Annotated in this window: 19 protein-coding genes; 12 read left to right on the forward strand and 7 right to left on the reverse strand. The window is 68.3% G+C overall.

Going from position 1 to position 19,454, the window contains the following annotated elements; translation table 11 throughout:
- Positions 1 to 57 precede the first annotated feature (57 nt).
- The 7 genes from B0W80_RS02695 (at position 58) to B0W80_RS02725 (ending at position 8,591) form a co-directional block, all read left to right on the forward strand.
- The gene (locus B0W80_RS02695; protein ID WP_076997555.1) at positions 58 to 1,185 is read left to right on the forward strand and encodes an ATP-NAD kinase family protein; all 1,128 of its coding nucleotides are present in this window, start codon (positions 58 to 60) and stop codon (positions 1,183 to 1,185) included.
- Positions 1,182 to 2,186 carry a thiamine pyrophosphate-dependent dehydrogenase E1 component subunit alpha gene (locus B0W80_RS02700; protein WP_076997556.1) on the forward strand — a complete coding sequence of 335 codons (1,005 nt, stop codon included), beginning with the start codon at positions 1,182 to 1,184 and terminating at the stop codon, positions 2,184 to 2,186. Before B0W80_RS02695 ends, B0W80_RS02700 begins: the two co-directional genes overlap by 4 nt.
- A 24-nt stretch (positions 2,187 to 2,210) precedes the next feature.
- Entirely contained in the window at positions 2,211 to 3,230 is a 1,020-nt protein-coding gene (locus B0W80_RS02705) for an alpha-ketoacid dehydrogenase subunit beta (RefSeq protein WP_076997557.1), read from the forward strand.
- Positions 3,230 to 4,354, forward strand: coding sequence for an acetoin dehydrogenase dihydrolipoyllysine-residue acetyltransferase subunit (locus B0W80_RS02710; protein WP_076997558.1), 1,125 nt, complete (start codon positions 3,230 to 3,232; stop codon positions 4,352 to 4,354). The genes B0W80_RS02705 and B0W80_RS02710 overlap by 1 nt, the downstream gene beginning before the upstream one ends.
- A gap of 39 nt (positions 4,355 to 4,393) precedes the next feature.
- Positions 4,394 to 5,140 (forward strand): hypothetical protein, encoded by a 747-nt coding sequence (locus tag B0W80_RS02715; protein WP_076997559.1) that lies wholly within the window; start codon positions 4,394 to 4,396, stop codon positions 5,138 to 5,140.
- A gap of 34 nt (positions 5,141 to 5,174) precedes the next feature.
- Positions 5,175 to 7,187: an acetoacetate--CoA ligase gene (locus B0W80_RS02720; protein WP_076997560.1), complete on the forward strand. Its 2,013-nt coding sequence runs from the start codon at positions 5,175 to 5,177 to the stop codon at positions 7,185 to 7,187.
- Positions 7,188 to 7,355: 168 nt separating this feature from the next.
- Entirely contained in the window at positions 7,356 to 8,591 is a 1,236-nt protein-coding gene (locus B0W80_RS02725) for an MFS transporter (protein ID WP_076997561.1), read from the forward strand.
- A 7-nt stretch (positions 8,592 to 8,598) separates the two neighbouring features.
- Here B0W80_RS02725 and B0W80_RS02730 read toward each other — a convergent pair whose 3' ends face one another.
- Together B0W80_RS02730 and B0W80_RS02735 are read right to left on the reverse strand one after the other, a co-directional pair.
- The gene (locus tag B0W80_RS02730; protein WP_076997562.1) at positions 8,599 to 9,000 is read right to left on the reverse strand and encodes a phage holin family protein; all 402 of its coding nucleotides are present in this window, start codon (positions 8,998 to 9,000) and stop codon (positions 8,599 to 8,601) included.
- Between the two features lie 4 nt (positions 9,001 to 9,004).
- On the reverse strand, positions 9,005 to 9,601 hold the full coding sequence (locus B0W80_RS02735) for a hypothetical protein (protein WP_143684450.1): 597 nt from the start codon (positions 9,599 to 9,601) through the stop codon (positions 9,005 to 9,007).
- Between the two features lie 494 nt (positions 9,602 to 10,095).
- Here B0W80_RS02735 and B0W80_RS02740 point away from each other — a divergent pair, with 494 nt between their 5' ends.
- The 3 genes from B0W80_RS02740 to B0W80_RS02750 all read left to right on the forward strand — a co-directional run bounded on the left by B0W80_RS02740 (position 10,096) and on the right by B0W80_RS02750 (position 12,464).
- Complete coding sequence (locus tag B0W80_RS02740) at positions 10,096 to 10,911, forward strand: hypothetical protein (protein WP_076997564.1); 816 nt, start codon at positions 10,096 to 10,098, stop codon at positions 10,909 to 10,911.
- A gap of 197 nt (positions 10,912 to 11,108) precedes the next feature.
- Complete coding sequence (locus B0W80_RS02745; RefSeq protein WP_143684451.1) at positions 11,109 to 11,477, forward strand: hypothetical protein; 369 nt, start codon at positions 11,109 to 11,111, stop codon at positions 11,475 to 11,477.
- A gap of 33 nt (positions 11,478 to 11,510) precedes the next feature.
- Positions 11,511 to 12,464 (forward strand): LysR family transcriptional regulator, encoded by a 954-nt coding sequence (locus tag B0W80_RS02750; RefSeq protein ID WP_076997566.1) that lies wholly within the window; start codon positions 11,511 to 11,513, stop codon positions 12,462 to 12,464.
- Positions 12,465 to 12,476: 12 nt separating this feature from the next.
- Here the strand turns inward: B0W80_RS02750 and B0W80_RS02755 are convergent, their stop codons facing one another.
- From B0W80_RS02755 to B0W80_RS02775, 5 genes are all read right to left on the reverse strand, one after another.
- Entirely contained in the window at positions 12,477 to 12,965 is a 489-nt protein-coding gene (locus B0W80_RS02755; RefSeq protein ID WP_076997567.1) for a RidA family protein, read from the reverse strand.
- Between the two features lie 107 nt (positions 12,966 to 13,072).
- On the reverse strand, positions 13,073 to 13,888 hold the full coding sequence (locus tag B0W80_RS02760) for a phytanoyl-CoA dioxygenase family protein (protein ID WP_076997568.1): 816 nt from the start codon (positions 13,886 to 13,888) through the stop codon (positions 13,073 to 13,075).
- Between the two features lie 4 nt (positions 13,889 to 13,892).
- Positions 13,893 to 14,933 carry a rhodanese-like domain-containing protein gene (locus tag B0W80_RS02765; RefSeq protein ID WP_076997569.1) on the reverse strand — a complete coding sequence of 347 codons (1,041 nt, stop codon included), beginning with the start codon at positions 14,931 to 14,933 and terminating at the stop codon, positions 13,893 to 13,895.
- A 13-nt stretch (positions 14,934 to 14,946) separates the two neighbouring features.
- A complete protein-coding gene (locus tag B0W80_RS02770) occupies positions 14,947 to 15,606 on the reverse strand; it encodes a peroxiredoxin (protein ID WP_076997613.1) in 660 nt (219 codons plus the stop codon).
- Positions 15,607 to 15,737: 131 nt separating this feature from the next.
- The gene (locus tag B0W80_RS02775) at positions 15,738 to 16,646 is read right to left on the reverse strand and encodes a LysR substrate-binding domain-containing protein (RefSeq protein ID WP_076997570.1); all 909 of its coding nucleotides are present in this window, start codon (positions 16,644 to 16,646) and stop codon (positions 15,738 to 15,740) included.
- A 176-nt stretch (positions 16,647 to 16,822) separates the two neighbouring features.
- Between B0W80_RS02775 and B0W80_RS02780 the strand changes: the two genes are divergently transcribed.
- Both B0W80_RS02780 and B0W80_RS02785 read left to right on the forward strand, forming a co-directional pair.
- Positions 16,823 to 18,019 carry an acyl-CoA dehydrogenase gene (locus tag B0W80_RS02780; RefSeq protein WP_076997571.1) on the forward strand — a complete coding sequence of 399 codons (1,197 nt, stop codon included), beginning with the start codon at positions 16,823 to 16,825 and terminating at the stop codon, positions 18,017 to 18,019.
- A gap of 125 nt (positions 18,020 to 18,144) precedes the next feature.
- Positions 18,145 to 19,389 carry a CaiB/BaiF CoA-transferase family protein gene (locus B0W80_RS02785; protein WP_076997572.1) on the forward strand — a complete coding sequence of 415 codons (1,245 nt, stop codon included), beginning with the start codon at positions 18,145 to 18,147 and terminating at the stop codon, positions 19,387 to 19,389.
- Positions 19,390 to 19,454 lie beyond the last annotated feature (65 nt).

Here is a 19,454-nt window from a genome sequence, read left to right on the forward strand (position 1 = left end):
GGCGTGGCACGCCGATTGCGAAAACCTGGTGCGAACCACCACCAGGAGACACCCCGCATGCAAGGAATCGCGCCCGCACTGCAGCAGCAACGGCAGGCTACGGTCGGCATCATCGCCAACCCCGTGTCGGCGCGCGACATCCGACGCGTGGTGGCCAATGCCAACAGCCTGCAGCTGGCCGACCGCGTGAACATCCTGCTGCGTCTGCTGGCCGCGCTGGGCAGCTGCGGCATCGGCCGCGTGCTGCTGATGCCCGACCGTGAAGGCCTGCGGCTGATGCTGCGGCGCCATCTCGACCGGCTCCATGCCGCGGCCGACGAGGCGACGGTGCTGCCGCAGGTGGCATGGCTCGACATGCCGGTGACGGGAGGCGTCGACGACAGCTTCCGTGCCGCGCGGATGCTGCGCGAGGCAGGCGTCGCGGCCATCGTCGTGCTGGGCGGCGACGGCACGCATCGCGCCGTGGTGCGCGAATGCGGCGATCTGCCCATCGCAGGCCTGTCGACCGGCACCAACAACGCCTACCCCGAGATGCGCGAGGCCACCGTGTGCGGCCTGGCCGTCGGCTTGTTTGCGGCAGGCTGCATTCCCGATGCGCTCGCGCTGCAGCAGAACAAGCGGCTCGAAGTCGGCGTGAATGCGGGACGCGACGACGCGCGACACGACATCGCGCTGGTCGACGTGGCGATCTCCAGCGAGCACTTCATCGGCGCCCGCGCGCTGTGGAAGGCCGACACCCTGGCCGCCGTCTACCTGGCCTATGCGGAACCGGAAGCGATCGGCATTTCGTCGATCGGCGGCCTGCTGGAGCCCGTCGGCCGCCGCGAACCCGGTGGCCTGGCCATCGCGCTGGCCATCGAAGGGCCGACCTTGCTGCGTGCGCCGATCGCGCCGGGGCTGGTGCGGCCGGTCGGCGTGAGCGGCTGGCATCGCATGGTCGACGGTGCGCCCTGCCGCGTGCAGCAAGGCAGTGGCGTGATCGCGCTCGACGGCGAACGAGAGATCGCCTTCGGTGCCGGCGACGAGATCACCGTCACGCTGCGCGAGCGTGCCTTTCGCTCGATCGACATCGCGGCGTGCATGCGCCATGCCGCACGCGCGGGCCTGATGCGCGGCCCGCCGCCGGCGCCCGAAACCGAATCCGCTTCCCCCACCCCTCGTTCATTTCAAAGGAGACAGGCATGACCGCCAACGCCAGAAGCGCCGACACGGCGCACCTGCCCATCGACCGGCCCGAGCTGCTCGCGTGCTACCGGAAGATGCGCACCATCCGCGAATTCGAGGAGCGGCTGCACGTCGACTTTTCGCGCGGCGACATACCGGGCTTCGTGCATCTCTATGCGGGCGAGGAGGCCGCCGGCGTCGGCATCCTGCACCATCTGAACGACGGCGACCGCATCGCCAGCACGCACCGCGGCCACGGACACTGCATCGCCAAGGGCGTGGACGTGGTGGCGATGATGAAGGAGATCTACGGCCGCACGGGCGGCTCCTGCAACGGCAAGGGCGGTTCGATGCACATCGCCGACCTGTCGAAAGGAATGATGGGCGCCAACGGCATCCTGGGCGCCGGCGCGCCGCTGATCTGCGGCGCCGCGCTGGCCGCCAAGTTCCGCGGCAAGGGCGAAGTCGGCATCACCTTCACGGGCGACGGCGCATCCAACCAGGGCACCTTTCTCGAGAGCCTGAACCTGGCGGCGGTGTGGAACCTGCCCGTGATCTTCGTCATCGAGAACAACGGCTACGCCGAGTCGACCTCGCGCGACTACGGCACCGCGGTCGACAGCTACGTCGACCGTGCGGCAGGCTTCGGCATTCCGGGCGTGACGGTCGACGGCACCGATTTCTTCGCGGTGCACGAAGCGGCCGGCGAGCTGATCCGCCGCGCCCGCGAAGGCGGCGGTCCCTCGCTGCTCGAATGCAAGATGGTCCGCTTCTACGGCCATTTCGAGGGCGATGCGCAGACCTACCGCGGCACCGGCGAGCTCGACGACATCCGCGCCAACCGCGACTGCCTGAAGCTGTTCTCGGCCAAGGTGACGCAAGCCGGCGCGGTGGCCCAGGCGGAGCTCGACGCCATCGACGAGGAAGTCGCCGCGCTGATCGAGCGTGCCGTGCAGGAGGCCAAGGCCGCACCGCAGCCCACCGCCGCCGACCTGCTCACCGATGTGTACGTGACCTACTGAATCCCCACCATCCAGGAGACCCACATGGCCCGCAAACTCAGCATGAAGCTGGCGATCAACGAAGCGATCGACCAGGAAATGACCCGTGACCCGAGCGTGATCATGCTCGGCGAAGACATCGTCGGCGGTGCCGGCGCCGCCGGCGAGAAGGACGCCTGGGGCGGCGTGCTCGGCGTCACCAAGGGGCTGTACGCCAAGCACGGCGACCGTCTGCTCGACACGCCGCTTTCGGAGTCTGCCTATGTCGGCGCGGCCATCGGTGCGGCCGCTTGCGGCATGCGCCCCATCGCCGAGTTGATGTTCATCGACTTCATGGGCGTGTGCTTCGACCAGATCTACAACCAGGCCGCCAAGTTCCGCTACATGTTCGGCGGCAAGGCCGAGACGCCGGTGGTGATTCGCGCGATGGTGGGCGCGGGCTTTCGCGCCGCCGCGCAGCACAGCCAGATGCTGACGCCGCTGTTCACGCACATCCCGGGCCTCAAGGTGGTGTGCCCGAGCACGCCCTACGACACCAAGGGGCTGCTGATCCAGTCGATTCGCGACAACGACCCCGTCATCTTCTGCGAGCACAAGAACCTCTACGGCTTCGAGGGCGAGGTGCCCGAGGGTGCTTACACCATTCCTTTCGGCGAGGCGCGCATCGCGCGTGACGGCAAGCACGTGTCGATCGTCGGCTACGGGCTGATGGTGCACCGCGCACTCGAAGCCGCGGCGACGCTGGCGAAGGAAGGCATCGAAGCCGAAGTGATCGACCTGCGTTCGCTGTCTCCGCTCGACATCGACACGGTGCTCGAGACGGTGGAGAACACCGGCCGCCTGGTGGTGGTGGACGAGGCGAGCCCGCGCTGCAACATCGCGACCGACGTGGCCGCGCAGGTGGCGCAGCGGGCCTTCTCGGCGCTGCAGGCGCCCATCGAGATGGTGTGCCCGCCGCACACGCCGGTGCCTTTCTCGCCGGTGCTGGAAGACCTGTACATCCCCAGCGCCGCGCAGATCGCCGAGGCGGCGCGCCGCACGCTGGGCAAGGGAGGGAAGCACTGATGAGCGCTGCCGCCAACACGGCCATCACGCCGATCGTCATGCCCAAGTGGGGGCTGTCGATGAAGGAGGGCACCGTCAACGCCTGGCTGGTCGAGGAGGGCGCGGACATCGCGGTCGGCATGCCGATCCTCGACGTCGAGACCGACAAGATCGCCAACGCGGTGGAGGCGCCCGATGCCGGCCGCCTGCGCCGCAAGGTGGCGGCCGAGGGTGACGTGCTGCCGGTGAAGGCGCTGCTGGGCGTGCTCGCGCCGGCCGAGGTCAGCGACGCGGACATCGATGCCTACGTCGCGGCCTACGAAACGCCGGTCGACGACGAGGGCGAAGAGGCCGCGGCGCCTGCCTATCGCTTCGCCGACGTCGACGGCCTGCGCGTGCGCTACGCCCGCAAGGGCGAAGGCGGGCAGACGGTGCTGTTCCTCCACGGCTTCGGGGGTGACCTGGACAACTGGCTGTTCAACCTCGATGCCTTGGCCGAAGGCCGCGCGGTGGTGGCGCTCGACTTGCCGGCGCACGGGCAATCGAGCCCGCAGCTCCCCGGCACGACGCTGGCGGCGCTGGCGGCCTTCGTCGCGCGCTTCATGGACGTGCTGGACATCGAAGCTGCACACCTGGTCGGTCATTCGATGGGCGGCGGCGTGGCGGCGCAGCTTGCGCTCGATGCGCCCGAACGCGTTCGCTCGCTGGCGTTGATCGCCGGCGCGGGCTTGGGCGACGAAGTCAACAACGGCTACACCGATGGCTTCGTCGCCGCGCAGTCGCGCCGCGAACTCAAGCCGGTGGTGGAGCAGCTGTTCGCCGACCCGGGGCTGGCCAGCCGGCAGATGCTCGACGACCTGCTCGCGTACAAGCGCCTCGACGGCGTGGCCGAGGCGCTGGGCGCGCTGGGTTCCAGCCTGTTCGGCGAGGGACGGCAGCGAGAGCAACCGGGCCGTCGGCTCGATGCGCGAACGCTGCCCGTGCTGGTGGTCTGGGGCGAGCAGGACCGCATCATTCCCCCCGCGCATGCGCAGCAGGTGCCCGAGGGTGCGACGGTGCATGTGTTGCCGGGCGCCGGGCACATGCCGCAGATGGAAAAGGCGGGCGAGGTCAATGCGCTGCTCCGGCAGCACCTGGCGCGCTGAGCCGAAGGGCGTGCGCAGGCCATTCACAATGGCGCGCTGATGCCCTTCACCTTCGTCGACCCGGCCGCGCTGCCATCCGACCCGATGGCGGCCGAGTCTGCGCTGCTCGACCGCGCCGCGGCCGGCGATGCGGTGGCGCACCTTTGGGAGGCGCCGCTGTCGCTGGCCGTGCCGCGCAGCTACCGCCGCCACGCCAAGCTCGAAGAAGCCCGGGCGCGGTTCGCGGCCGAGGGCTGCCCGGTGCACCTGCGGCTGTCCGGCGGTGGCCTGGTGCCGCAAGGGCCCGGCATCCTGAACCTCAGCATGGCGTGGACGGAAGCCGGCGTTGCCGGCGAGCAGGCCGAGCCCATCTACCTGTGGCTGTGCGGACTGCTGCGCGATGCGCTGGCCGAGGTCGGCGTCGCAACGCATTGGCAGGCCGTCGAAGGGTCGTTCTGCGACGGCCGCTTCAACCTGGCCTGGGGCGAAGGCGAGGCCGCACGCAAGATCGTCGGCACCGCGCAGTACTGGCGGCCCATCGCCGGCAGCACGCCGCGCCGCCATGCCGTACTCGCGCACGCGGTGCTGCTGGTGGATGCAGACACGCAGGAAGCCAATGCGCGCGCCAATGCTTTCGAGGCGGCGATCGAGAGCGGGCGCCACTATCGTGAGGACCGCATCGTCAGCGTGGCGCAGGCGCGTGCGTTCGGTGGGCTGCCGGCCGGTGGGCCTTGCATGCCGGCCTTCCGGCAGGCATTGAGCGAACGGGTGCGAGAGGCGGCGCCGCCCATGGGGCATTCCCGCTGACACGGCGCGTGCGCCCGCCGATACGCTCGGCCGCATGACAGCGCCCTTCGTCCCTCGCATCCGCCTTTACCAAAACTGGCTGCGCGACCAGCGCGGCCTGGCCTTCGATTCGTACGACGCGCTGTGGCGCTGGTCGGTCACCGACCTCGATGGCTTCTGGCGCAGCATCTGGGATTACAGCGGTGTGCAGTCGCCCGCGACGCCAGGTCAGGTGCTGGTCGAAGCCCGCATGCCCGGCGCGCAGTGGTTCCCGGACGCGCAGGTCAACTACGCGTGCGAGGTGCTGCGCCACGTCGATGCCGCACATGCCGCCGGGCTGCCGGCCATCGTCAGCGAGGACGAACTGGGCCAGGTGCGCGAGATGTCGTGGCCTGAACTGCGCCGGCAGGTGGCCGCCGTCGCACTCACGTTGCGCGCGCTGGGCGTGGAACGCGGCGATCGCGTGGCGGCCTACCTGCCCAATCGGCCGGAGACCATGGTCGCCTTTCTGGCCTGCTCCAGCATTGGCGCGATCTGGAGCGTGTGCGCGCCGGACATGGGCACGGCGTCGGTCGTCGACCGGTTTCGCCAGATCGAGCCCAAGCTGTTGATCGCGGCCGATGGCGTGCACTACGGCGGCAAGGCGCTGGACCGCAGTGCAGTGGTGCAGGAACTCCGTGCCGCGCTGCCCAGCGTGCGCAAGCTCTTGCTGCTGCGCACGCCTTTCGCGGCGCAACAGGTTGCGGCCGATGCGGCGTGGGCCGAGGCCGTCGCGCGCGACGATGCGGACACGGCGGCTTTCGCGCCCGAGTGGCTGCCCTTCGATCACCCGGTCTGGATCGTCTATTCGAGCGGCACCACCGGCCTGCCCAAGCCCATCGTGCACGGGCAAGGCGGCGTCATTCTCAATATGTACGTGGGCGGCCTGCACCATGACCTGGGGCCCAGCTACGAGGCCAACAACGCGGGCGAGCGGTACCACTGGTACAGCTCCACCGGCTGGGTGATGTGGAACTCGCAGCTGGCGGGCCTATGCTGCGGCGCGACCATTTGCCTTTACGACGGCAACCCGGCGGGCAGCAAGGAGAAGCCCGACTGGACCGTGCTGTGGCGTTTCGTCGCGCGGCACCGTGTGACCTTCTTCGGCGCGGGTGCGGCTTACTTCGCCAACTGCATGAAGGCCGGCGTCGACGTGGGTGCGTGCGGCGACCTGTCGCGCGTGCGTGCGCTGGGCAGCACGGGATCGCCGTTGTCGGAGGAGGTGCAGCGCTGGGGCACGGCGCTCGTGCTGGCGGCCGGCTCGCCGGCGGTGTGGTGGTACAACATTTCGGGCGGCACCGATTTCTGCGGCGCCTTCGTCGGCGGCAACCGCGAACTGCCCGAGGTGCCCGGGCAGATGCAGTGCCGCTTTCTCGGCGCGGCCGTCGAGGCCTGGAACGAGCAGGGGCAGCCGGTCGTCGGCGAGGTCGGCGAGCTGGTCTGCACGCAGCCGATTCCGTCGATGCCGCTCTATTTCTGGGGGGACGAAGGGAACGCACGCTACATCTCGAGCTACTTCGACATGTACCCGGGCGTGTGGCGCCATGGCGACTGGATCCGCATCGGCGACGACGGCGGTTGCGTCATCTACGGCCGCAGCGACGCCACCATCAACCGGCAAGGCCTGCGCATGGGCACCAGCGAGATCTACAGCGCGGTCGAGGGGCTGCCGGAGGTGCTCGATTCGATGGTGGTCGACCTCGAATACCTGGGCCGCGACAGCTATATGCCGCTCTTCGTGGTGCTGCGGCCCGGCGTGGCGCTCGACGAGACGACGCGCGGAAAGGTCAACGACGCGATACGCACCCAGCTGTCGCCGCGCTTCCTGCCCAACGACATCTTTCAGGTCGCGGAAATTCCGCGCACGCTGTCGGGCAAGAAGCAGGAGCTGCCGATCAAGAAGCTGCTGCTCGGCCAGCCGATCGAGAAAGTGGTCAACCGGGAGGCGATGGCCAATCCGGGAAGCCTGGATTGGTTCGTGGCTTTCGCAGCGCAGCGGGCGGCGGAAGAGGGTGCTCGCGGGGCTTGATCCGAGCGGACTCGGCAGCAAGGTTCGTGCAGGAAACTTCGCCGACTGGGCCGGCAACTGTGTAACAACTTGAGCGGCGAGTGCCAGACTTCGCCGCCAAGTCTTTTGCGGCAGTGCAGCAAGATTTCGGCAGCCCGTGCTAAGTTCAGGGTTAACCCTAGCCCTGCCATGCCCGCTACTTCGACGCCCGCTGTTTCCGCTCCCCCGTCTGCATCGCCCGGATTCGTCCAGGCCGTCATCGCCCTCGGCGTCGGTGGATTCGCCATCGGCACCGGGGAGTTCGTGATCATGGGCCTCCTGCCCGAAGTCGCGACCGACATCGGCATCACCATCCCGCAAGCCGGCCACGTCATCAGCGCCTATGCGCTGGGCGTGGTCCTCGGCGCGCCGATCCTGGCGGTGCTGGCGGCCAACTGGCCACGGCGGGCGCTGCTGATCGCGCTGATGGCGGTCTTCGCGCTCGGCAATTTCGCCAGCGCGCTGGCGCCGGGTTACCTGTCGCTGAACCTGCTGCGCTTTGCCAGCGGATTGCCGCACGGCACCTATTTCGGCGTGGCGGCGCTGGTGGCGGCCTCGCTCGCACCGCCGGGGCGCCGGGCCAGCGCGGTCGGGCTGGTGATGCTGGGGCTGACGGGCGCGACGCTGGTCGGTGTGCCCATCGCGGCCTGGCTGGGCCAGCATCTGGGCTGGCGCTCGGCCTTCGTGTTCGTCGGCCTGATCGCGGTGCTTGCGATGGTCATGCTGCGCCGCGCCCTGCCGCCGCTGCCCGCGGAAACGGGCGCGAGCCCCTGGCGTGAGCTGGGGGCGCTGCGGCGCAAGCAGGTCTGGCTGACGCTGGGCATCGCTGCCATCGGCTTCGGCGGCATGTTCGCCGTGTTCAGCTACGTCAAGCCGACGCTGATCGAGGTGGCCGGCTTGCCTTTGGCGGGCGTTCCGCTGGTGCTGGCGATGTTCGGCGTTGGCATGGTCGGCGGCAACCTCGTGGGCGCGCGGCTGGCAGACAAGGCGCTCATGCCGACCATCGGGGCTTTGCTGGTGTGGGCGGCGCTCGTGCTCTGCAGCTTCTCCTTCGCGGCGCATCACGTGGTGACGGCGGCGATCTGCGTGATGCTGGTGGGCAGCATCGTGGCCATTGGCCCGGCTCTGCAAATCCGTTTGATGGACGTGGCCGGCGATGCGCAGACGCTCGCGGCGGCGCTCAACCACTCCGCCTTCAACATGGCGAACGCCCTGGGGGCGTGGCTCGGCGGGGCCGCCATCTCGGCCGGGCTGGGCTGGACGTCGACCGGTTGGGTGGGCGCGCTGTTGGCGCTGGCGGGGTTGGGGGTGTTCGCCTGGTCGCTGTCCAGCGAACGCCGCGCGGCCTCGAGCGGTGAGCCGGCCGTCGGGCGCGCAGGCGCCTAGCGCCCGGTTACAGCCAGTTGCCGCCGTCCGGCATCTGGATGGTAGTGGCCGGGTCGCTGCCGCCGACCAGGGCGCCGAAGACGATGCTCAGAAGCGATACGAAAAGGCTAGCGAACAGGGCCGTCCAGAAGCCGGAGACCCTGAAGCCCTTGACCAGCGCGGCCACCAGCAGCAGCACCAGGGCGTTGATGACCAGTAAGAAGAGCCCGAAGGTCAGGAGCGTCAGCGGCAGGGTCAGGAAGATCAGCACCGGCTTCACGAGCGCGTTGGCCAGGCCCAGCAACAGGGCGGAAACCACCAGCGCCGAGGTGCTCTCGAAGCGGATGCCACTGAAGATGTGACTGGCGATCCAGAGCGAGAGGGCGATGATGGCCCAGTGCAGAAGAAATGGGCCCAGGGCGTCCAGCATCGGCTCAGCCCTTGCCCTCGTCGCCCCGGGGTACCGCCTTGGGCATGAAGCGCCGCATCCAGGCGCCCAGGCCCGGCCGGCGGGCTTCTTCGGCAGACGCGAAGTCGACGCGGCTCGCGTAGTAGAGCTCGCGCTCGCTCTCGAGCACGGATGCCAGCGATTGAAGATTGACCGGGTTGTATTCCCAGAGCCCGCTCACGATGAAGTGGCCCATGTGCTCGGCATTGGGCTTGGGCGAGATCATGATGTTGCCGGCGCCCAGGCTCTGCAGAAAGGCGGAGCGTGCACCGGCCAGACGCATGCCATCGCCATAGCCCTCGACCTGGCGGCTCAGCGACAGGCTGATGGCCTGGACCGAGGTGAAGTTCTCGGCGACGAAGTACACCATTTCGACCAGCGCAAGCTTGCTGATCTCCATCTTGTGCTGGGTGACGATCGCCGTGGGGCTGAAGTGCTCGATGTGGACCTCGGTCCCCTCGCGGTTCACCGGCACGGGGTCGAGCGTGGCGATGTGCAGCGAACCGTCGTACAAGTACATCGGCGCACCGAGCACGTACGGGCTCGAATCAGGTCCCGTGATTCGCAGTTTCGCTCTGGTCATGATTCCCTTGGGTGCCTCACTGTAGACCGCCGCGCGGATTTGCAGGCCTGAAGTGACGTTGTTTTCGACGATTTGTGTAGGCAATTACCGATGATGACGGTGGGAAACCACACCATCGCTCGCGGGGCGCCCCGGAGCGTCCCGCCGATGAATAGCTTCGCCTTACAAGGCTGTTTGCCGTCTGAGCCGGCGGCTTTTGTTCCTGTCAGCGCGGACCTCCGAGTTGAACACCAAGACGGCCTCGAAGTCTCGATACAAACCGTAACCCACACCTGCCACCGCCGTGCCAAAAGTATTCATGTGAGTGCAGCGGAGCTAAGTTGAACGCTTACTTTACGTAACACTTCGTCGATTCCGCGCGACTAAGTCTGGACGAGCGTCACATACAACTTGCATCAAATCTGTGCAAGTGGAGTAATGCGCAATCGTTTGTGGGAATTTCCAAGTTTCTTAGCCCGCTGTGCGGGATTTGACATCACCTCGAGGGACTCGCCATGCAACTGTCGGAGATCGCGGAATACCAGGATCAACTCGTGCGCCAGCTGGAAGACTCCGGCCTGAACGTGACGTTTGGCGATGATCTTTCCGTGCTGTTGAAGACTTACGAGGCGGCCACCGGGACCGGCTATGTCCAGCTTCCCTTCGTGCTCGAAGACCCGAAGGACTTCAATCCGTACAACTTCTGGGTCTGCTTCGACGACGGCAATGCGCCGGTGGCGCTGACCGGTTACCGGACCATGAGCAACGGCAGTGCCCTGCGCCGCGTCGGCGAGGCCTACAACCAGGGCGCCCTGTACCGCTGCAAGGAAAAAGAGGGCTGGCTGCCGCAGTCCGGCCCGGAACTCGGCCCCGAGGCTCTCTTCGGCTATATCGGCGCGGGCTGGGTGCATCCCCGCTTCCGCGGCCACAACCTCGCCGGCTTCATCGCCCGCATCGCCCAGGCCGAAGCGCTGCTGCGCACCCGCGGCACTCTGGCCATCTCGACCGCGATGACGGCCGAGGCGCTCTATCTTTCGGGCATGAACCTGCGCGCCAGTGGCCTGCACCACCTGCACGTCGAACTGGTGCTCGACGGCTACCTGGGCATCGCCGAGCACGACATGCGGCTGTACTTGTCGCACAGCACCGGCGACGAGCTGATGCGCTTCTACGAGCACGAGCTCTCGCTGCTGCGTGAGGATGCGACCATTCCCTGGCTCCACGGGCACGACAAGACCCATGCCGAGGTCGTGCTGGCCGAGGCCGGGCAATTGGGCGCGCCCGCTGCCCAAGCCGACCCCATCAGCGTGCTGGCGGGCCTGACGGCCTGAGCCTGCGCGCTCGGCGCCGTCTTTCGGCGTCGCCCGACGGTGCGTCGTCATCGGCGCCGCCGATCGTGGAACGATCGATCCGCCCGGCGTGCGCGAGCCCGCTGGGCGACGCCGTGACCTCTCATAAGTTTGCATATCGAGATAGTTAGGATTACTATCCCGAAACTCGCAATTATTGAGGCGGCCGCCGAAACACCTTGAGCCTGCTTGGATATCTTCGCCGCTGGCGAGCGCCAGCGGAGACCCCTGATGAGTTGCTGAACAGCGCGCTGGACCTTGCGCTCGACTTCGGCAACTGGCTGAGCCCGATCCAGACACGCTTGAGAGCCCGGCATCCCACACTCGACGCGCGGCAGCTCGACGGGCTCGACGAAACCTGCCAAGCGGCCATCCTCTACGGGCAACAAACTGCGTTGAGCCTGTCCGCGACCTTGGAGCCGGCACAGGTCGAGGGCCGGTTCAATGCCCTGTTTGCAGAACGCTATCCATGGGCCAGCCAGGAGAACCGGGCGCGTGCCTGGCGGCACTGCATCTACTACGCGACCAAGACCGCCCGCGTCCGCTGAACGCCGCACGATCGCCCGTACCCCGACGCCAGCATGGCCATCAGCGACGCCAACGTTTCCACCACCCAGCTGCGCGCGGTCGTCGCCGTGGCCAAGTGCGGCAGCTTCGTGTCGGCCGCCTCGACGCTGGGGCTGTCGCAGTCGTCCCTGAGCCGCATCGTGCAGAGTGCCGAGGAGACGCTGAGCATGCCGCTCTTCGCGCGCAGCACGCGCCGGGTCGAGCTGACCGACGCCGGCCGCGAGTTCGTCGCGGTGGCCGAGCGCATCCTGAACGACCTCGGCATCGCCCTGCGCAACATGGAAGACCTGCGCTCGCTGCGGCGCGGGCAGATCATCGTGTCGTCGCTCCAGTCCTTCGCCCAGGGGCCGCTCGCGGTCATCCTCTCCAAGTACGCGGACAGCTTCAGGGGCGTCGAGATCCAGCTGCGCGAAGGCGTGCAGGAATCGGTCACGCAGGACGTGCAGAGTGGCGTGTCCGACTTCGGCATCTGCGCGGTCGACGGGTTGGAGGGCGAGTTCCACGTCGACGTGCTGGGCACCGAGTCCTTCCACCTGATCCATTCCGAAGGCACGGTCCGCGCGGACCCGGCATCGCTCGGGCTTCAGGCCATCGACGGCCGGCGCCTGGTGTCGCTGCCGCTCGGCTCGCGCACGCGTGCCTTGATCGACGCCGCCTGTGCTGCCGCCGGCATCGCCGTCGATGCGTCGATCGTCGCGGCCAGCTTCGCCACCGTGATCAGCCTGGTGCGGCAGGGCGCCGGCGCGGCCATCGTGCCGGCCGGCATCGTTCCCAGCGCGCGCGATGCGGGGCTGCAGTCGGTCGCGCTGGACGACCGCATCCTGGTGCGCACGCTCGGCATCGCCCGCCTGGCGAATCGCACGTCCAATCCCGCCGCCGGCGAGCTGTTGCGTCGCCTGATGGATGAAGTGAGCCCCACGATGCTGGCCGGGACCAGCGGCACGACGAGCGCCTCGGCGCGCGCCTGACCGGCTTGCAACTCAGGCGCCGTCGCGCACCGCCACCACCAGGTCGAGTTCGACCGCCGCGTTCTTCGGCAGCGCAAATACGCCGACCGAGGTGCGCGCATGCACACCGGCATCGCCGAACACTTCGTGCAGCAAGTCCGATGCGGCATCGGCCACCTCGCTTTGCTGCGTGAAGTCGCCGGTGCATTGAATGAAGACACACACGCGCAGCACCCGCTCGACCGCATCGAGCGAGGCCAGCATGCCGCGCAGGATGGCCAACGTGCGCAGCGTGCAGATCTGCGCGGCCCGTCGCGCGTCGTCCAGCGAAACCGTCTCGCCGACGCGCCCGGTCACGGCGACCTCGGTGCCGATGCGGGGCACCTGGCCGCTGATGTACACGGTGCGCCCGTCGCGCACCGCAGGCGCGTAGTGGCCGCCTACGCGGATCTCGTCCGAAAAGCGGAAGCCGATGTCGGCAGCGATGCGGTCTGCGATCGCGCTTCGTGTGGAGTCGCTCATGCCATGTCCGTGCTGTTGGTTGCGGGTCGATCGTCGCAGCATCGACGCGCGGCGAACAGATACAGACGGCAGGAAATCGCTGCGCAGCAGCAGGTGCCCGCAGCGTGTCAGGCTGCCCCGGCCCGCCGATGGCCCACGTCGAAATCGTTGCGCCCGCTGCGGTCCACGCCGCGCAGCAGCCACAGCGGCCGATGTGCGAAGTTCACCGCCACACCCGTCTTGCCGTCCGACGGCCGGATGTCGCGCTCGAACACCGACGTCGCGGGCATGTAGCGCAGTGCCACGCCGGTGCGCCGCATGGTCGAGGTGTTGGCGCGCGCGCCGTGGATCATGTAGACGTCGTGCAGCGACATCTGTCCCGGCTGCAGCTCCACGTCGACCGCCTGGCCCTCGTCGAAGCTGCCGGCCGCCATGCGCTGGTTGAGCGTGAGGTCGTTGCGGTCCTCGTGCAGATGGGGATGCAGCACCTGCGCCTCGTGCGAGCGCGGGATCACGCGCAGGCAGCCGTTGGCCGTGGTGGACGGCTCCAGCGCCACCCACACGGTGCAGTTGGCCAGCGGCCGGATCGGCCAGTAGTGCCCGTCCTGGTGCCACGGCGTCTCGAAGCCCTCGCTGGCCGGCTTGCAGAACACATGGCAGCCCCAGAGGATCACGTCCTCGCCGATCACGCCCGACACCAGCTCGACGATTTCCGGGTCCATCGCCAGGTCGAGAAACTGCCGGCTGCCGCGCACACCCTCGCCGTTGTCGCCCTCGATGTGGGCCGACACCAGCTTCTCGGGCCGCACGCCGGGGTTGCGGTGGATCAGCTCGTTGAGCGCGTCCTGCATCTGCCCAACGCGTCGCGGCGGCAGGCGGAATTCGGGAATCACCCAGCCTTCGCGTTCGTACCGGGCCACCTCGTCGTGGGAAAGTCTTGCCATGGGTTCAGGGCTCCTTGCCGGCTTTCAACGGATAGCTCGCCTCGCGCCAGGCCTTCATGCCGCCATCGAGCGCCACGGCGTGCTGAAAGCCCATGTCGCGCAGCGTGGCCGCGGCCAGCGTCGAGATGTAGCCCAGCTCGCAACAGCTCAGGATCCGCCGGGTGGGGTCGGGCAGGTCCTGGTTCACGCGCAGCTCGAGCTGCCCGCGCGGCAGGTGCCGTGCGCCCGGTACGTGGCCGGCTTCGTAGGCGTCGCGCTCGCGTACGTCGAGCACGATCAGGTCGTCCTCACCCGCTTCCACGCGCGCCTTGAGTTCGGCCAGCGACATGAAAGGCACCGTCGCGCCTGCCTCGGCCAGCAGCCGCGCCACCGTCTTGCCGCCGCTCATGTTGGTGCGCAGCGCCTCGGTCACATGCGTGGGCATCGTGAGGTTGAGGCTCTTCATCATCGCGACGAACTCGGTGCGCTCGCGTTTCTGCAGGCGCGGGTTGCTGGCCAGCTCCTCGCCGATGGTCGAATGCGTGCGCCCCTTGTAGTCGTGCGCCGGGCAGACCTTGAGCGACGGGTCCAGCTGCAGCACGCGGTTGAAGAGGCTGTCGTACAGCGCCTCCGGGTCGCCGCTGGGCAGGTCGGTGCGGCCGGTGGCGCCGATCAGCAGCGTATCGCCGGTGAAGAGCCGGTCTTCGACCTGCAGGCACATCGAGTCGGCCGTGTGGCCCGGCGTGTGAAGCACCGACAGGCGCAGCTTGCCCAGCACCAGCATCTCGCCGTCGGCCAGCCGCATGTCGACGAAGGGCGCCGGGCTCGACCGGTGCATGACCACCGGCAGCTTGAGCTGGCGCGCCAGCTCGCGCGTGGCCGAGAAATGGTCGGCATGCGTGTGCGTGTCGACCAGGTAGCGGATGCGCACGCCTTCGCGTGACGCCAGGCCGAGGTAGTGGTCGATCTGGCTCAGTTCGGGGTCGATCAGCGCTGCCACGCAGCTCTGCTCGCACCCCACCAGGTACGACTGGCAGCCGCCGGTGGCAACCTGCTCGAAGAGCATGCGCCCGCCGGGTTCAGCGCGGTTGCTTCACCACGCGCAGGTAAGGCTTGGGCGCGTTCCAGCCGTCGGGGAACAGCTTCTTGGCATCGTCGTCCGACACCGAGCCGGCGATGATCACGTCGTCGCCTTGCTTCCAGTTCGCCGGCGTGGCCACCTTGTGCCTGGCCGTCAGCTGCATCGAGTCGAGCACGCGCAGGATCTCGTCGAAGTTGCGGCCGGTGGTCATCGGGTAGGTCAGCATCAGCTTGATCTTCTTGTCGGGGCCGACGATGAAGACCGAGCGCACGGTGGCGTTGGTGGCCGCGGTGCGGCCGTCCGAGCTGCCCGGCTCTTCGGCCGGCAGCATGTTGTAGAGCTTGGCCACCTTGAGGTCGGTGTCGCCGATCATCGGGTACTTGGGGCGATGGCCCTGTGTTTCCTGGATGTCGTCGGACCACTTGTCGTGCGCATCGACCGGATCGATGCTCAGGCCGATCAGCTTCGCGTTGCGCTTGGTGAACTCGGGCTCGATCTTCGCCATGTAGCCCAGCTCGGTGGTGCACACCGGCGTGAAGTCCTTGGGATGGGAGAACAGGACGGCCCATTGGTCGCCGATCCAGTTGTGGAAATCGATGTCGCCCTGGGTGGTCTTGGCGGTGAAGTTGGGGGCTTCGTCGTTGATGCGCAATGACATGGTCGCTCCTTCGTGCGTGCGTGTGGCGGCAGTCGCCTTCTTGCCGGCCGGGCTGCCGGGCAGGAATCGAAGCATAGAAGACTCGCGCGCCGGATGCCAGTAAGGGGCGACCCGCGGGAACTTGCCGCCTGTCAGGCCTTGCTCGCGCTCGCCTCCGCCGTCAGCCACTCGCTGAATGCCATCAACGCCGGGCGCTCGTCGCCGCTGGCCGGCGTCACCAGGTAATAACCGCGCTCGGCCCGCAGCGGCCGGTCGCAGGCCACCACCAACTCGCCGCGCTCCAGCTCGGGCCCGATCAGCATGCGCGGCATGAGCGCGATACCCAGGCCGTGCGCCGCGGCCACCGCGATCATCGAGAACAGCTCGTACCTCGGCCCGCTGCGCGCACGAGGCGCGTCCACCTTCTGCGCGTCGAACCATTGGTGCCAGCCATCGGGCCGCGTGCTCTGCTGCAGCAGCGGCATCCTCGCGATGGCGGCGGGCGACAGCTGGGCTTTGGCACCGAGCAGGGTGGGGCTGCACACCGGCAGCACGTCCTCGTGCAGCAGCAGCACCGCGCGCGTGCCGGCCCAGTTGGCCGCCTGGGCCGGCGTGCCGGTGTAGACCGCCGCGTCGAACGGCGTTTCGTTGAACAGGAAGGGGCGGGTGCGCGTCTCGATGTGCACCGTGATGTCGGGGTGCCTGTCTGCGAAATCCGGCAGCCGCGGGATCAGCCAGCGCGTCGCGAAGGTGGGCACTGCCGCCAGCTGCAGCGCGCCGCCGATGCCCTGGCGCGCCATCGCGTCGAGCGTGTCGCGCTCCATGCTGTCGAGCTGGCGCGAGATCTGGCGCGCATAGTCGGCGCCGGCCGGTGTCAGCGCCACGCCGTGGCGTGTGCGGCGGAACAGCGCCATGCCCAGGAAGTCTTCGAGCGCCGTGATCTGCCGCGATACGGCGCTCTGCGTCAGCGCGAGTTCCTGCGCCGCGCGCGTGTAGCTTTCGTGGCGGGCCGCGGCCTCGAAGCAGATCAGGGCCTGGGTGGAAGGGAGTCTTCTGCGCATGGTATGCGGGGCCTACATAGTTGCCGGGCGCGTTTCGCCAATGGCGGCGCGGCGCCCATTGTGCTTTGAAGTGATCAAAGCGCATAACTGGGTTCCGAATCTTCGTTTGCGTGCCGCAGGCGTGGCGCTTAGGATCGCATTCAGCTTCCCCCCGCCACATCTACCGGAGACCGCACATGGCCCACGCCGCCTTTCATTGGGACGACCCGCTTCTGCTCGACCAGCAGCTCACCAGCGAGGAGCGCCAGGTGCGCGACGCCGCACACGCCTACTGCCAGGGCCAGCTCGCACCGCGCGTGCTCGAAGGCTTTCGCACCGGCGAGACCGACCCCAAGATCTTCCGCGAGATGGGCGAGCTCGGCCTGCTCGGCCCGACCATCCCCGAGCAATACGGCGGCCCCGCACTCAACTACGTCTGCTACGGCCTGATCGCCCGCGAGGTTGAACGCGTCGACTCCGGCTACCGCTCCATGGCCAGCGTGCAAAGCTCGCTCGTGATGGTGCCCATCAACGAATTCGGCACCGAGGCGCAGAAGCAGAAATACCTGCCCAAGCTCGCCACCGGCGAATGGATCGGCTGCTTCGGCCTGACCGAGCCCGACCATGGCTCCGACCCCGGCAGCATGGTCACCCGCGCCAAGAAGGTGCCGGGCGGCTATGCGCTCACCGGCGCCAAGATGTGGATCAGCAACAGCCCGATCGCCGACGTCTTCGTGGTGTGGGCCAAGGAAGTCAGCGAAGGCGGCGCCGTCGGCCCGATCCGCGGTTTCGTGCTTGAAAAGGGCATGAAGGGCTTGTCGGCCCCCGCCATTCACGGCAAGGTCGGCCTGCGCGCCAGCATCACCGGCGAGATCGTGATGGACAACGTGTTCTGCCCCGAGGAAAACGCCTTTCCCGAAGTGCAGGGCTTGAAGGGCCCCTTCACCTGCCTCAACAGCGCGCGCTACGGCATCTCGTGGGGCGCGCTCGGCGCCGCCGAAGACTGCTGGCACCGCGCCCGCCAGTACACGCTCGACCGCAAGCAGTTCGGCCGCCCGCTCGCCGCCAACCAGCTCGTGCAGAAGAAGCTGGCCGACATGCAGACCGAGATCACGCTGGGCCTGCAAGGCTGCCTGCAACTGGGCCGCATGAAAGACGCCGGCACGGCTTCGGTCGAAGTCACCTCGCTGCTCAAGCGCAACTCCTGCGGCAAGGCGCTCGACATCGCCCGCCTGGCGCGCGACATGATGGGCGGCAACGGCATCAGCGACGAGTTCGGCGTGGCGCGCCATTTGGTCAACCTGGAGGTGGTGAACACCTACGAGGGCACGCACGACATCCATGCGCTGATCCTTGGCCGCGCGCAAACCGGCATTGCCGCTTTCGCGAACTGATGCCCACCCCCGTCGCTTGCTCACTTCGTGTAGCCTCCTCCCCCCTCGAGGGGGCGGCGCGGCCGCTTCGGGCGGCCGTGCGTGGCGCGCCTGCTGGACCCACTTGAAACCGAAGGGCTTGATCGATGAATGCACCCGCTAAGGCTGCCGCGCTCGATGGCATCAAGGTCCTCGACCTGTCCCGCGTGCTCGCGGGCCCTTGGTGCACCCAGATGCTCGCGGATCTGGGCGCGGACGTCGTCAAGATCGAGCGCCCCGGCGTCGGCGACGACACCCGCACCTGGGGCCCGCCCTTCCTGAAAGACGCCCACGGCCGCGACACCGACCAGGCGACCTACTTCACGTCCTGCAACCGCAACAAGCGCTCGGTCACCATCGACATGGGCACGGCAGAGGGCCAGGCGCTGTTGAAGAAGATGGCGGCCCAGGCCGACATCGTGGTCGAGAACTTCAAGACCGGCGGCCTCAGGCAGTACGGCCTGGACTACGAGAGCCTGCGCGCCGCCAACCCGCGGCTGGTGTACTGCAGCGTCACCGGCTTCGGCCACGACGGCCCGCACGCCACGCGCGCCGGCTACGACCTGATGATCCAGGCGACCACCGGCATGATGAGCATCACCGGCCGCCCCGACGAAGAGCCCGGCGGCGGCCCGCTGCGCGTGGGCGTGGCGCTCACCGACCTGTTCACCGGCTGCTACGCCGCCACCGCCATCCTGGCCGCACTCGAAGTGCGGCACCGTACGGGCGAGGGCCAGCACATCGACATGGCGCTGCTCGACGTGGGCATGGCCATCCTGGCCAACCAGGCCAGCGCTTTCCTCAACACCGGCGTCGCGCCCAAGCGGCAGGGCAACAGCCACCCCAGCCTCGCGCCCTACCAGGACTTCCACACGAAGGACGGCGCGATGCTGCTGGCCATCGGCAACAACGGCCAGTTCGCGCGCTTCTGCGAAGCCGCCGGGCAAGCCGAGTGGGCGGCCGATCCGCGCTTTGCCACCAACACGCTGCGCGTGCGGCACCGCGAGGTGCTGATCCCGCTGATGGAAGCCGTCACCCGCACGCGCACTACGGCCGAGTGGATCGCGCTGCTCGAAGACAAGGCCGTGCCCTGCGGCCCCATCAACAACATCGCCCAGGCTTTCGAAGACGAGCAGGTGAAGGCACGCGGCCTCGCGGTGGCCTTGCCGCGCGATGCCGGCGACGGCATCCCGCAGATCGTCGGCGTGGCCAGCCCGCTGCGGTTGCAGGCCACGCCACCCGTGCTGCGGCATGCGCCGCCGGCGCTGGGGCAGCATACGGACGAGGTGCTGGCGGAGATGGGGTTGGATGAGAAGCAGCGGGCGGCGCTGCGCGATGCGGGTGTGATCTAAACGGCTCAACTCGTGGAAAAGGGAGCCATTGAAGCCCCCTTTTTAGCCAGCCTCGCAATGTTTCC

This window comes from Variovorax sp. KK3 (assembly GCF_001984055.1).
In the GTDB taxonomy this organism is placed as follows: Bacteria; Pseudomonadota; Gammaproteobacteria; order Burkholderiales; family Burkholderiaceae_C; genus Variovorax.